At 51.3% G+C, this 14530-nt stretch carries 10 protein-coding genes; 3 read left to right on the forward strand and 7 right to left on the reverse strand.

Features of this window, described 5'->3' with window-relative positions:
• Window positions 1–4: 4 nt before the first annotated feature.
• The 3 genes from Q3F21_RS07770 to Q3F21_RS07780 all read left to right on the forward strand — a co-directional run bounded on the left by Q3F21_RS07770 (window position 5) and on the right by Q3F21_RS07780 (window position 3471).
• Window positions 5–1864, forward strand: coding sequence for an SH3 domain-containing protein (locus Q3F21_RS07770; protein ID WP_340251032.1), 1860 nt, complete (start codon window positions 5–7; stop codon window positions 1862–1864).
• 249 nt (window positions 1865–2113) lie between these two features.
• Window positions 2114–2521, forward strand: a complete 408-nt coding sequence (locus tag Q3F21_RS07775) for a hypothetical protein (protein ID WP_155807994.1) — start codon at window positions 2114–2116, stop codon at window positions 2519–2521.
• A 452-nt stretch (window positions 2522–2973) separates the two neighbouring features.
• Entirely contained in the window at window positions 2974–3471 is a 498-nt protein-coding gene (locus Q3F21_RS07780; RefSeq protein ID WP_340251035.1) for a hypothetical protein, read from the forward strand.
• Window positions 3472–3665: 194 nt separating this feature from the next.
• On the opposite strand, the gene Q3F21_RS07785 is transcribed toward Q3F21_RS07780, so the two are convergent.
• The 7 genes from Q3F21_RS07785 to Q3F21_RS07815 all read right to left on the reverse strand — a co-directional run bounded on the left by Q3F21_RS07785 (window position 3666) and on the right by Q3F21_RS07815 (window position 13801).
• A complete protein-coding gene (locus Q3F21_RS07785; protein WP_340251283.1) occupies window positions 3666–5363 on the reverse strand; it encodes a YcdB/YcdC domain-containing protein in 1698 nt (565 codons plus the stop codon).
• Window positions 5363–5848, reverse strand: coding sequence for an RNA polymerase sigma factor (locus Q3F21_RS07790; RefSeq protein WP_340251285.1), 486 nt, complete (start codon window positions 5846–5848; stop codon window positions 5363–5365). The genes Q3F21_RS07785 and Q3F21_RS07790 overlap by 1 nt, the downstream gene beginning before the upstream one ends.
• Before the next feature lie 143 nt (window positions 5849–5991).
• Window positions 5992–7512, reverse strand: coding sequence for a YcdB/YcdC domain-containing protein (locus Q3F21_RS07795; RefSeq protein ID WP_340251037.1), 1521 nt, complete (start codon window positions 7510–7512; stop codon window positions 5992–5994).
• A 233-nt stretch (window positions 7513–7745) separates the two neighbouring features.
• Window positions 7746–9536, reverse strand: coding sequence for a DNA helicase RecQ (gene recQ / locus Q3F21_RS07800; RefSeq protein ID WP_340251039.1), 1791 nt, complete (start codon window positions 9534–9536; stop codon window positions 7746–7748).
• Window positions 9537–9715: 179 nt separating this feature from the next.
• Complete coding sequence (locus Q3F21_RS07805) at window positions 9716–10396, reverse strand: MgtC/SapB family protein (protein ID WP_340251041.1); 681 nt, start codon at window positions 10394–10396, stop codon at window positions 9716–9718.
• 205 nt (window positions 10397–10601) lie between these two features.
• The gene (locus Q3F21_RS07810) at window positions 10602–11954 is read right to left on the reverse strand and encodes an MATE family efflux transporter (protein WP_340251043.1); all 1353 of its coding nucleotides are present in this window, start codon (window positions 11952–11954) and stop codon (window positions 10602–10604) included.
• A gap of 155 nt (window positions 11955–12109) precedes the next feature.
• Window positions 12110–13801: a methyl-accepting chemotaxis protein gene (locus Q3F21_RS07815; protein WP_340251045.1), complete on the reverse strand. Its 1692-nt coding sequence runs from the start codon at window positions 13799–13801 to the stop codon at window positions 12110–12112.
• Window positions 13802–14530 lie beyond the last annotated feature (729 nt).

The following is a 14530-nucleotide window of genomic DNA, read 5'->3' on the forward strand; positions in this document are numbered from 1 at the left end:
TGGCATGTTTGTCTTTTCCTATCGAAAGTCGCTCTGGGTCCGCAATGCCCTCTTGGTCCTTTTCATCATCGCCGCGGTCGGCGTCGTCTGGAAAATCGGCTTCAGCCTGTACAAAATCAGCCTGTATGAAAAGGCGCGGGGCTACTATGAGGAAAACAACCTGCTCCTCGCGGAAGAGACGTTTTCCAAAGCCAATGCCATCACCTCCATCCGGTACGGGGATGAGGCGTGGAGCCGGTCGTTGTCGGGACTTACCGCGATCCGCCTGGAGCTGGAGTCGCTCGCCCATCAGGCGGAAGCTGCCATAAAGGAACGGGATGACGAGCGGATGCTCGCCATTTACGACGGTTACCATGCATTGACGAGCAAGTATGTAAAGCAGCAGGAGCCCCAGAACGCTTCCTTTTTCAAGGCAATCTCCGACCGTCTCTCGCTTGCCGCGAGCATTGACGACTACTTTTTGCAGGCCAAGGAACTGGCAAAAGGCGCACTGGAGAACAATCTTGCGCAAAAGCGTTACCGCGACGAGCCGTTTATCGCCTCGCTCGCCGCCATCCCCGACGAATACTACGGCGGCACGGACAAGAAAAAACGGGAATTGACCCGCCTGTTCCGCTCTTATGATGAAGCGAAGTTCGAGGATTTGACCGCGGCCGGCAGCTTCGCCGAAGTGACGGCAAGCGCGGCGAACAGCTTGCGCGCCTACAAGCAGGCAAGCATCCAGGCAGACTGGCTGGCCGCTCTTCTGGAACGGTACGCGGAGGAGGAAATCCGCTCGGCGATCCGGCAGGACGATCTCGCTGCCTTTGTGGCGATGGCAAAAGCATACCGGGAAATTCGGGACGTGCTGCCCTCCCGCTCCGGCGCTCTGGACCAAATCGACCGGCACATCAGCAGCAAGCTGCGTCAGGCGGAGCGTTATGTCGACGCCCGTCAATACGAGAAAGCGATCGAGCTGTATCGGGAGCTAAACCCGCTTGAAGACACCTCCTCTTTGATCGCAGAGGCGGAAAGCCGCTGGCTGGACAATGAACCCGTACGGCTCTTGAAGGAAAAGTACCCGGACAAAGCATATCGATTCGCTATGTCGGGAGAGCGTCTCTGGGGGTCGCAGGTTTACGCCGTCGGACTCACCGAAGGCGACGATCCGCAGCTGCAGCTCGCGGCAAAAATGCCGGATGGCAATGTGCTGTATCTGGAGAAATCGGTTGGCTCGGGCATTGCGCCATCCAAGCTGAGCCTGTCTGAAGCGCTTGGCGAAAAGGAAGCTCCGCTTATCTTTTTGGAGGCCGAAGGGAAGGAGCGTGCCTATCTATACATGGGATTCGTCGTAGACCTGTCCGGGTCCGCTCTTTCCAAGATCTTTGAAATAGAGGGTGAAGGCTTTGCCGTAGAAAGCCCGGAGCTGATTATCGTCGACAACCCGACAGGCGAAGGGAAGGGCGAGATTGCCTTTTTCAAACTGGAAGAAAAGGGGCTCGTGTACGAAGGCAAAAAGGACGATTTCCTGTCGGAGACGGCAGAAGGGGAGGACAAAGCATCGGGGGAAACCGGCGGCGATGCTCAGAATGAGCCGCAGCAAGAGGCGCCGCAAGATTCCCGGCCCGATTCGCAAAATCGGGGCCGGGGGGACAGATCGCCGTCGCCTGGCAAAACCTCAGGCGACTCCCCGGCCGCTGGAGAAGCGCCGCCTGATATCGTAAACGCCGAAAATGCGATCAAGATGTACGCGGGACCCGGCGAACAGTATGAGCAGGTCGGACAGATTCCCGCGAACGGGTCTGCCAAGATTCTGGCTGAAGCGGACGGTTGGTACCAGGTGTCGTTTGAGGGGAAAAAAGGGTGGATCAACACGGTGCCGTAGGATACTTTAAAACAATGCATGAAGAACGCAGCAAAGCGATGCTGCGTTCTTTTTTGCTGGCTCGTATGGGCGTTTGATTGTTTCCCATACAGACTATCATTTTAAAAACTGTCATTTGACAATCGTAGTATATATAGAAAGCTCAAAATTTTGAGATCATCTAAAACCATGTTTAACTAGGTAGTAGTTGACATAAATAATAAATAAGTGTAAAATTCTCAATGTAAAAATATGGAATAAGAGGTAAATATGTATAAGAAAACTTTAGGTATGACACTAGGTTTTTTGTTACTTAGCTCTGTTGCTTTTGCTGCCATGGGACAAGTTTCATGTGACGACTCAGATCTGACTTCATACACAAGCTCTGCATTAAGAGCAGTAAAGGTTGAAGGTATTTCGGACTCAACCGAGACTCGTGTTAGTGCGAGTAAAGTGGACACCATTTCAGCTTCTGGTTCTCTTTACAGGAACGATAAAAGAATAAAGGATAGTTCCGATTTTGCTCACAATGAAACAAATGTTTCAGTTACCTTAACAAACACAGAGTATGGCACAGGTGAGTATACTTTATATATCATAGCTCAAGCACTATATTCAGATGGATCCATAAGCCAAGATAAGAATTGGATTTCCCTGAAAGTTTCTAATCCATATTAACGAGAGAGCGGGTTGGATATGAAAAGGTTCATGATTGGATGCACTTTGGCGTTATCAGTATTATGGGTTTCGTCGGCATATGCATCGATTAGTAGCTATTCATCAACAATCTCAATCAAGAATATTGGCACTAGTTCTTATGATGTAGTATTTTCAGCGAAAACAAAATCTTCACTTTCCAGTCCCGCGGAAGTGGAAGTAAAGTCTTTTAATTACTACAATGAAGTAGCACAACGGACAAAATATAGTAGTGAGTACAATACTAATCTTGTATCACATAGCGGAACAATAACAAAATCAAAAAGTAGGACTAGCGGAAAATGGGAGATTATATCAGAGCACAACGAATATAAAAACTCAGGAGTCATTAGTGATAGCCAAGAAAGCTATGACTATGATTACTGGGATCCGAACATTGAATAAAAAGGTTTTTTATTTTGGAGGGATCTAACATGAATAAAAAGATTATAACTGTTTTGACAATTTCTCTGTTATCAATATCTGCCATTGGTTTCGCGAATGCTAGCAGTGTTAAACAAGAAATCCCCTTAGAAAAAAAGGTAAAACTTGAAAAAAACTTAAAAGAATTTAGAGATAAAGTAAACGATGACATCGCTAGTAGCTTTAATATTGAACTAAGTGGTTATAAACAATTAGACCGAGCAGCATTATTTCAAGATAAATCAGGTGAACTAGACGCTTTGAAAAATGCTTTCATGGAGGTTATTGAAAACCAGGAAGAAGGCGATATCATGCCTAATATTTTTATCAATGAGGAAACAAATGAAGGATTGATTTTAGAAAAAAAATCAGACGGTAAAAACAAGATTTATAAACTTGAAAAGGGCAATTCAAAGAATCTCAGTAAACATACTAATCATGATGACTGGAAAATAGTTGATGAAGATGAAACGGAAGGTGAGATCATTTTATTTGAAGAAGTGGATTAAACAAATATCGGTAATATAACAAATAGCCCCGGCGGTGTCATGGATGCTTTAGCGCGTTCCTTTCACACCGTTGGGGCTTCCTTGTGAATGCATATCTAACTTATTGGCATGCAGGGGCTTTCGAATCTGATTCCCGTCTCCGTCATGCCGACATCTCTTCGCTTATCGTAACCGCCGATTGCTCCTCCGCCCGGTTATTCAACCGTTTCCCCGGAAACCGCATCCACCAAAAACGGAGAGGTCTTATCCAGGGAAAAAACCAGGAGCGGCGTTGCCTCCGGCTTTTCGTTCCCGCCCGAGAGCATATACCCCAAGACAGCTGGATGGCTTTGCAAAAATTTCTTCGCCGCCGATTCCTTTGATATCGCTGCGCGCAAATCAGGGAACGGGGCGCTTGGAGTTGTGAAGTAGTCCATGAAATTCACGATCTCCCCCGTTTGCCCGTCGACATTGACCAGGTAATGCTGATCCGAAACCACCACGCCGTCATGCAGCGCGTAAAAGCTGAAGCTGTATGCCGTGTCGCTCGGCATTAACATCTGGCTTTCATCCATTTTTACTTCCGTCACGCTCGGGTCGAGGTAAGGCTGCAAATATTGAACCGCCCTTTCCCTAGCTTCTTCGTACGATAGCCGGGGATTCGCCGGATGGTTGTCATGCTTCGTGGAGCTGGCCGTCTCCAATCCCCGCCGAATTTGGAAACCCATTATTTTTTTGTTTTCCGTATAAACGGTGACTCTGCTTTTTCCTCCCATCGACTTGTATACCGTCTCCTGCCGGCCATTGTCCCCCGCAGGCGCCTGTTCATCTGCTGCAAAGTCAATCCCGTCCACATTCACCTGAAACTCCTCTGCCAATGCCTTCGCCACATCTTTTGCGGTTTGAACAGTGATTTTTCTGCCTCCCGGCGTAACCGGGATGGGATCGGAATACCGGCTTTTGGACCCGGAATCATCCCCTACTTCTTCGCCACTCTCGGCGTTCAGAAATCCAGTCGCCTGGAGAGAATACGTCAGTGAAGGCTTTCCAGTTCTTCTATCGCTTGCGGAATAGCTGAGCTCCATCAGCGACGCCACCCTCGCTGCAAGCTCTTCTGCGGACAATACCGTCCCCGGTTTCGCAAAACGCCCGGACGATATAGACAGCGGTCCCCCTTCAAGCGAATTGACATAGATGACGCCCTTGCTGTTGACTCCGACAACATAGCGATCCGAGAAAACGGGCAGCCCGTTCTCATAGCGTGTGTACGTGACCGCATCCCAGTCATCGCTGCTGGTCTGACTGGCTCTGTACTGTTTGAATTCGTCTGCCAGCAGCACCTGCAAAAAGGCGGCGGAGGCTTGCATGGCCTGCTCTTCTGTCGGCGAAGCGGCATCCTCCCCAAACGCGTCCTCATTTTCGTAGCTGCGGACTTTTCCCGTATGCGCCACTATTTCGGCGGATGCGTACAACCGCTTTTTTCCTTGCTCCATTTGATAGAAAGAAACCGCATAGATTCCATCTTCTTTTCCGTACACTTCCGGTTCCATCTCGGCAAGCTCCGGAACCAGCCTGTACAGCCTCTCTAGCGTTTGCTTGGCCTTGGGCGAAACCTCTTCCGGCTTCAGCTTCTGGCCTTTCATCACCAGCGGTGTTTCTGGCTGATTGGTGACAATCGAATCAGGGTTCTGGATGATCTGGGTGACAATCGGCGTCAGCAGAAAAACCGCGAGAACAACCGCAGCCGATACCCCCGCTCCAATCGTCGCGCGACGGATTTTCTGACGTCTTCGCCATTTCTTCTCGAAGTTGACAAGCTTATCCTCCAGTGTTTGCAAAAACTCGCTGCGGGGGGCTGCATCAGGCCTGTTTCGAAATTCCTGTAACACTTCCTCATCGCTCGGAAATTTCATCAACGCCCATCCCCCTTCTCATAGATGTTCAACGCCATCTCCTTTACCATTTTCATGGCGCGGTGAAAGTCTACTTTTACCTTGGCTTCCGAACATCCCAAAATGTCTGCTGTCTCCTTCACACTGTACTCCCTGATTCCTCGCAGAACGATGACATTTCGATACTTGGGCTTTAACGCCAGCAGGGCTTTCTCAAAGTGGGTGCGCTCCTCTTTTTCCTGCGCCTCTTTTTCCGGCAGCCCTTCCGAGGTTGGCAAGAGCTTCAGTATCGTTCCGCCGAAGATGGTTTTCAGACGTCGCTTTCTGTATTCATCAATCGCTACGTACTTCGCAATATGCAAAATCCAGGTGCGTATGCTCGACCGTGCCTCAAACCGGTGCAGTGATTTGATCACACGCATAAACACTTCCTGGGTCAAATCCTCCGCTTCTTCGCGGCTCCCGGTAAAATGGTACAGGTACTGGTAAACTTCCTTGGCGTACATCCTGTATATCCCGGAAATATCTTGCTGACCTCTCTCTTCATGATCATACAAGGGGTCTTCCTCCTCATCTTCCCTGCGACAGGACATGTCTACATGATGGAATCCCGCCCCTCGTGACGGGAGGCGGGATCAATCGTGTTTATTTAAAGTGACTTTCCTGTAACCGCATCGAGCAGGAATGAGGACGTCTTGTCCAGGAAACAGACCAGGCGCGGCTTTGCTTGCAGCTTCCCGTTTTGGACGGGGAACGTATACCCCAAGGCGAAAGGATGTGCATGCAAAAACTGTTTGGCTGCGGCTTCCTTTGAAATCGCTGTTTTTTTGTCCGGAAACGGGGCGGCCGGACTTGTGAAGTAGTCCATAAAATTGACGATCTCCCCTGTTTGCCCGTCCACATTGACCAGGTAACGCTGATCGGAAACGACCACGCCGTCATGCAGGGCAAAAAAACTGAAGCTGTATGCCGTGGCGCTTGGCATCAATACCATGTCCTGGTCAAGCTTCAATTCTTTCACGCTGGGATCGAGGTAGGGCTGCAAAAACTGAAGGGCTTTTTCCCTGGCTTGCTCGTACGTGAGCCGAGCATTCTCGGGCTGATTGCCATTCTGCGCCGCTCCCGGAGCCGAGAGCCCGTCGCGAATTTGGAAACCAGTAACGGCCTTGTTATCGGTATAGACTGTAATATGCCGATTACCCCCTTTGGACTTGTATATCGTCTCCCGCTCTCCTTTCATCTCCGCTGGCATCGTTTGATCCGCTTCAAAGCTGACCCCTTCCACATTGATGCGAAACTCCTCCGCCAGTACTTTCGCCACTTCGCTTGCGCTGCTTGCTGTGAGCTTCTTTCCGCCCGGCTTGACTGGAAGCGGGCCTGAGTATCGGCTTTTTGTCGCGGAACCGCTCGCGATTTCTTCCCCTGTCACCGCATCCAAGCAACCCGTCGATTCCAGAGAGTACCGTAACGAGGGCTTTCCGGTTTTCCTGTCACGAGCGGCATAGGTAAGCTCCATATGCGACACCACTTTTCTCATGACCTCTTCTTTGGGCAGCACATTTCCCGGTTTGGCAAACAGGGCTGAGGACGCTCGCAGCGGCGCTCCTTCAAACGTATTCACGTACATGACACCCGTACTGTTGACGCCTACGACATAACGATCCGTGAAGACAGGCAAGCCGTTTTCGTAGCGGATGTATGTAACAGCGCTCCAATCGTCCTTTGTTGTCTGACTGGCTTTGTACTTGTTGAAATCGGCGCCCAGAAGAGCCTGCAAAAAGGCGGCCGATTTTTGTTTGGCCACGGCTTCAGAGGGGGGATCTTGCCCCTCTCCTACCTGTTCGTTTTCGTATCTGTGCAATGCCCCAGTCGCAGCATCAAGCTCTACAAAGGCATACAGCTCCGTTTTGCCAGCGGCGATTTGCTTGTCAAAACGCAGCGAATACACACCTTCTTTCGGCGGAAGGACCGTTCTTTTCATCTTTTTCAATTCAGGCTGTACGGTATAGAGCGCATGGAGCGTCGTTTCCGCTGCCTGCGGCAGCTTTCCTTCCTGCCCCTGATTCTGCGTTGCCGGCGCGGCCATCGCCGGTTGCCGGTCCCACATCGGAGTGGTCGCCAGGATGCTTGCCACAAGCAAGGCGCTTGTCATTTTCTTTGTATGTTTCACAGTTGTTCCCTCCCGAGGAAATATGGTTTTGTCTGTCCTCTGTAATAGTCGGTAAATAACGGGGGAGGTTACAAAAAATAAAAACCGGTTTATGGACACCGGCAGATTTTTGTGTTGACAACAATTAGGAAAAATTAGTTCCGCCGCTTCCGCAAAAACACATGTCCCTATGCCAAAAAAACCCGGCGGCGCAGATGGACCGGATCCGTCCATATTTCCCGCCGGGGGCGCAATTATTGCGGATGTGCCCCCGCCTTTGCTTGCGCATATTCTTGCAAACAGTCCAAAAAGGCCTGGCCGTACTTCTCAAACTTGGCCGCGCCAATCCCTTTCACGGTCAGCATCGCCTCTCTATCAGTCGGACAAAGCTGGCTCAGCTCTTTTAAGGTGCTGTCGTGGAAAATGACATAAGGCGGCACGCCTTCCTTCTGCGAGATTTCTTTGCGCAGCAGCCGCAGGCGCTCGAAAAGCTCGTCATCCTCTTCCCGTTTGACCGGACGGATGAACACCTTTTGCCACACCTGCTCTTCCCCTCTCAGCACAGGCAAGGCTCTGTCGCCCAAGGCGAGAGTCGGGTACTTGCTCTCCGTCACGCGCAAGTAGCCCTCGGCAATGAACAGCTCGATCAGGTCGACGATCTGCTTTTCCGTGTAATCGCTCATCAGGCCGTAGGTCGGCAGCTTTTCAAAGCCGAATTGCAGCACCTTTTTGTTGCGGGAGCCCTTCAGTACCTGGGCGACGAGTGAAGCCCCGAAACGCTCGCGCATCCGCTTGACGCAAGAAAAGACCTTCTGGGCCTCCAGTGTGACGTCGGTCAGCTCCGCATCGTTTGTGCAGTTGCCGCATTTGCCGCACTCCGGCGCAGAGTGGTCGCCGAAGTACCTCACGATGTACTGCTGCAGGCAGCGCGGCGTCCGGCAGTAATCGATCATGGCGTACAGCTTTTTGTATTCATGCTCTTTTCTCTCTTCCCCGAGCGGATTCTGCTCGATGAAGAACATCTGCGTCTGGATATCCTGCGAGTGAAACAGCAGGATGCATTCGCTCGGCTCTCCGTCCCGGCCGGCGCGGCCCGCCTCCTGGTAGTAGGCCTCCAGGTTTTTCGGCATGCTGTAGTGGATGACGTACCGGACGTTGGACTTGTCGATGCCCATGCCAAATGCGTTGGTGGCGATCATGACCTTGGTGTCGTCAAAGAGAAACGCGTCCTGATTGCGGGCCCTTTCCGCCTCGGACAGACCGGCGTGATACCTGGTGACGGAAAAGCCCCGCCCATCGAGGAACTCATACAGCGCATCGACATCTTTGCGCGTAGAGGCGTAGACGATCCCGGATTGCTGCCGGTTTGCTTCCAGGTAATCGAGGATAAACCGGCGCCTGTCTTCCCCCTTTCGTACGGAAAGGTGGAGGTTGTCCCGGCCAAACCCGCTGATGTAGACGCGCTCATCCTGCAGCGTAAGCAGTCTTTTGATGTCCTCGGTTACCTCCGGCGTGGCCGTAGCCGTCAAGGCCGCGACTACAGGCCGGGCGGGCAGCGCTTGGATGAAGCGGGAAACAGCTAGATAGCTCGGGCGAAAATCATGCCCCCATTGTGAGACACAGTGCGCCTCATCGACGGCCACCATGGAGATGGGCAGCTCGCTTGCAAGGGATAAAAAGCTCTCCGTTTCCAAACGCTCTGGGGCTACGTACAGCAGCTTGTACGTCCCTTCCCTCGCTTTTCTCATCCTGTCCCGCACCTCGGAGGAATCCAGCGTGCTGTTGATCTCCGCAGCCGAGATCCCCATGCTGACCAGCGCGTCCACCTGGTCCTTCATCAAAGAAATCAACGGGGAAATGACAATCGTGACTCCGTCAAACAAGAGGGCTGGCACCTGATAACAGATCGACTTTCCGCCCCCGGTCGGCATGATGCCCAAAGTATCGTGGCCGGAAAGAAGACTCGCTACAATCGTTTTTTGTCCTTCGCGAAAGGCGGTATATCCAAAATAGTTTTGCAAGACTTCTTCAGCTTGGTGCAACAAAGAGAATTCACCTTCTCTTCTGAGTTTTTATCTTCGTATTTCTATTAGTGTATAGGCAGCGTTTGAGACAAAACAAGAGAAAGCGGGAACTTCCAGAAAAAAAGCACCTCAAAGGGTGCCCCAAGTTCAGCTTGAACTCATATGTTTAGGTACCGCCCGATTTTTACGAGCTGCCGCAGTTACTCCCTGCTTTCCACTTCCACCGATACAATGTGATCGACTTCTTTCAGGGAGCGGTATATATCTGTCGTATACGTATCATCCTCGGCGGAAATCACCATCTCCAGCTTTTGCTGGCCTGGCTCCACATCCTTGACCTTTACCCGCTTCACACTCATATCCATGCGCTTGATTTGTTTGAAAATCGTATCAAGGTCGCCCTCTCCCTCCACGATGATCTTGACGGCCAGATCCCTTTGCCGCAGCGTGCTCGGACCTACCCATTTCAAGATCAGCGGGAACAGATTAATCGCCAATATGATCAAAATCGTCGCGGTGACCGCTTCAAAGTAAAAACCGGAGCCAACTGCGATCCCCAGGGCCGAAGCCGCCCAGACCATGGACGCTGTCGTGAGGCCGGAGATCACATCGTTGCTTCTCCGCAAAATGACCCCGGCACCCAAGAAACCGACCCCGCTGACGATTTGTGCAGCCAGGCGCATCGGATCCATATTCGTATGTCCAGGCAAGGAGAATCGGTGTACGGATTCGATTGACACGATCGTGATCAGACAACTGGCTACAGAGATGACCATGCTCGTTTTTACCCCTAAAGGCTTGTGCTTCAACTGTCTGTCCACACCGATCAGCAGGCCTAAAAAAAGGGCGATGCCCAGTTTCACCAAGAAATCATATGCCATCATCATTCTCCTCCTCCCTATGTCAATGTCAGGTTTTCTAACATAATTAACCTTGTAGAAAGTATATACGCTTTTTCGCAAAAATAGGAGAAAAATTTCGGGACCTCTTCCTTCCCTATTGTAAGCTCGCCCCTCTTTCTTCATACAAAAAGCGGAACGCCTTGTAAAGGACATCCCGCCGAAGCGCGGATCGGTATGAAACGCGCTAGGTTCCTCTGATTTTCTGCTTCTGCAATGACAGGAGACGGCCGAACAGGAAGATCGCCCCCGCCGCCAGTCCCGTGATGAGCCCAATCCAGTACCCGAAGGCTTCCAGCGAAGTCAGCTTGGCCAGCGCAAACCCGAGCGGCAGACCGATGACCCAGTACGAGACGAGAGCGACGATAAACGTCACCGTCACATCCTTGTACCCCCTCAGCACTCCCTGGATCGGTGCGGCCACCGCATCGGACAGCAGGAAAAGGATGGAGTACATCAGGAAATGCTGGGCCAGCTCCAGGACGCTCGGGTCATTGGTGTAGAACCCGGCCACCTGTTCACTAAAGAAATACAGTCCGACAGCGAACAGCGAGGCCATCGCCAAGGCTGTCATGATGCCCATGTAGCTGTACTGGCGGGCATCCCGGAACCGTCTCGCCCCCACTTCAAAGCCGACCACGATCGTCAGTGCCATGGAGATGCTGAGCGGCACCATATAGATGAAGGAAGCAAAGTTCATCGCTGCTTGGTGGGCGGCGATGGTGATCGTGTTGTATTCGCTCATCAGGAGTGTAACGGCGGCAAAAATGCTCACCTCAAAAAAGATCGAAAACCCGATCGGCACACCGAGCTTGAGCAGCTCCTTCCAAGCCGCCATCGAGACCCGGTAGAACTTGCTGAACATCCCGTATTCCGCAAACGGTTCTACGCGGTGCACCACGTACAAGCAGATCAGCACGATAACCCAGTAGGTTATGGCCGAAGCCAACCCGGCACCGACACCGCCCAGCCGCGGAAAACCGAAGTAACCGAAAATCAGGACGTAGTTGAGCGCGACGTTGATCGGCAGAGACGTAAGCGTAATGAGCATCGTCACCCTCGTCATGCCCAGCGCGTCTATATAGCATCTGAGGACGGTATAAACAAACAAGGGAATAATGCCAAACGAGATTGCGACAAGATAGTAGTAGGCAATATCGCGAACCTCCGTTTCCAGACTCATCCCGTTCAGTATGGGGCCGAGCAGCAGCGCGCCAAGGATGACGACGCCAAGCGCGATGACGACAGACAAATACAGCGCCTGCATGACGGTAAACGGCACCTGGTCCTTTCGCATCGCTCCCACCATCTGCGCCACCATGGGCGTGACGGCAAGCAGGATTCCTGTCAGACCTGCCTGTACGGGCGTCCACAGGCTGGAGCCGATCGCAACTCCCGCCAGGTCGACCGGGCTTGCTTTTCCGGACATGACCGTATCAAAAAACGTCATGCTGAACAACGCCAGCTGCGTGACCAGAATCGGCAGCAGCACCACGAAAAGCTGACGGATTTTCTCCTGAACCGTATTGGTTTGATGCATGTTTTCTAACATCCTTAGTCGAGCAGATTTTTGAAACTTACAGAATGTTATTATAGAGAAAGCTGCAAGGAATAGCAAAGCAAAGCGGCAGTTTTCCGGCTTCTTCCTGGCAAAAAAGGCGCACCGCGAAAGTGCGCCTTGATTTACACATCTTCCTATAAAGTAAACCTTTGCATCGTCTTTTTCAGGTCATCGGCCAATTGATGCAAGGACGCCGTGGATGCCGCAATCTCCTCGTTTGTCGCCAATTGCTCCTGAGAGGAGCCGGCCACGCTTTGGGCCTGGGACGAAGCTTCGACTGCCAGATTCAACACTGCCTTTACCATTTCGTCCACCTGCTCAGAGCTTGCCGACAGCTGCTCCGCAGAGCTGGATACCTCGTGAATCTCTTCATACACCTTCTGAATGGCATGCTGGATGCGCTCAAAGGACTCTCCTGCCACATTGGCGACAAGCGTGCCGTCCTCGACTACCTGGGCTACCTCCTGCATCTGCTGAACCGCTTGTTCCGTACTTGCCTGAATATTGCCGATCAGCATGGCGATTTGCTCAGCCGACTGCTTGGAGTCCTCGGCCAATTTGCGCACCTCGTCCGCAACCACGGCAAATCCCTTGCCATGCTCGCCTGCGCGGGCCGCCTCAATCGCTGCGTTCAGCGCCAAAAGGTTGGTCTGCGTCGAGATCGCCGTGATCACCTCGACAATTTGTCCCACTTCCTTGGACTGCTCACCCAGTTGTTTGACGATTTCTGTGGTCTGACCCACACTCGTATCGATCAGCTTCATTTGGTTGACCACGTTTTTGACGGAGCTGCTGCCTTCGACGGCTTGCTCCGACGCTTCCTGAGACGACAGCGATACGAAGTTGGACGACTCTGCAATTCGCCTGATTCCCTCCGCCATTTCGGAGATCGATTGGCTGCTTTGCTGAGCGCCCATCGCCTGGCGTTCGGCGCCGGACGCCAGCTCCTGCATGGCGCTTGCTACCTGGTTTGCCACTTGAGCGGTCTGCTCCGAGCTCATCAGCAAGTCGTTGGAGGAGGAGGCGATTTTATCGCTGGAATCGCTGACAACGCTGATAACCTGGCGCAAGCTTTTTGCCATCTTCCCTACTGACTCGCTCAGTTGAGCAACCTCGTCTTTTCCGCTAAGAGACAATTCCCGTACGCGAAGATCACCTTCAGCGATGAGATCGGCTGTCTCTGTCACGAGCGAAAGGGATTTTACCTTGCGGTGCAAATAAAGTATGGTCCCTATCGAGTTGAGCGCCATAATGACCACCAGGGCAATCGTTATCCACATGAACAGATGCATCCGATCGGTCATGCTGTCAGCTTGGCCGGTGGCCCATTCATCCAGCGCCTGTTGGAATTCCTCCTGTTTCTCCACGACCATTTGCCTCTTTTGTTTGTATTCTTCGCCAAATGAGAACTTGAGTGCCAGATCGTTCTCCCCGGCTTCCGCCAGCTGGAATACCCTTTTTTCAAACCCGATCAAAACGTCGGAGCTTTGTTTTGCTTGTTCCACTTTGTCCACCAGGTATTCCGGAACCTGCATGACCGCCATCCGTTCGAGGATTCTTTCCCGGGTCTTGACCTCGTTTACCTCTCGCCAGTAATTATCGTAATGCTCTTTCTCGCGGGATTGGACGTAGTTCCTCAGTTCATTGGTGAGAGACTCGCTGGAGTTCAGCAAGTCGTTGCCAAGTTCTCTGGCTTCCATCTGCATTTCCACGGCGCGACCCTGTTTTTCAATAGATTCGGCCAGCATATACAGGCTGCCTATCGTCAGGACGGATAAGGACAAGAATAGTACAATGGCCACTTTTATGGCTTTGGCTATCTTCACTGCGGTTTCACTCTCTCTTTCTGTAGTCGGTTCCGTAAAGCTGCACTCCTATCTTTTGCTTCCACCTCGTCTTTCCGTCTACTGGTTTACCCGTTTACTTACTCCTATTGGAAGGTATAGCGAAAACATGATTTTTCCCTCAGCGAAACGATCTTCTTACTCCCGGTAAAAAAAAAGACCTATTTATGAGTACGTAGACTTATCGCCTGATGGCAAGCCCTTGTTTATTTCCAGAGCTTTTACCCTATTGAAAAAATTTCCATGTAAGTAAAAAGGCTTACTTCACCAATATATACCAAAGTATTGATTGCTGCATAACACTTTTTTATCAGACTTTGCTATACGGTTTTGGAGCTTTTATCATTATTCAGGTTGCTGCTTGCGGGCGAGATATACGAAGAAAAATTTTACATCGGACGTCATTATTTGCTACTGATCGTTGTATTTCTGTTGTCAGCGATCTTCTCGAGGTCTACCTGGAGACCGGCAGAACAGACCTGATCAAAGAGCTGATTGACTCCGTAGAAGATTTCTTGCCCGCCAACATAAGCATCCATCCATATCGAATCAAAATTGCTGCAAGGTACTTCAAACGAAAAGGCGTGTGTCAGCTCTCCGCCGGATTGACGAATGAAGGCTTTGACAGTTTGCTTCAAAGCATTAGCTATTATCGACAGCTAGGGGATTTTGAAAAGGCAATGGAGTGTATAGGCGTTTTCTTAAAGCATC

This window comes from Brevibacillus borstelensis (assembly GCF_037834415.1).
Taxonomy (GTDB): domain Bacteria; phylum Bacillota; class Bacilli; order Brevibacillales; family Brevibacillaceae; genus Brevibacillus; species Brevibacillus borstelensis_A.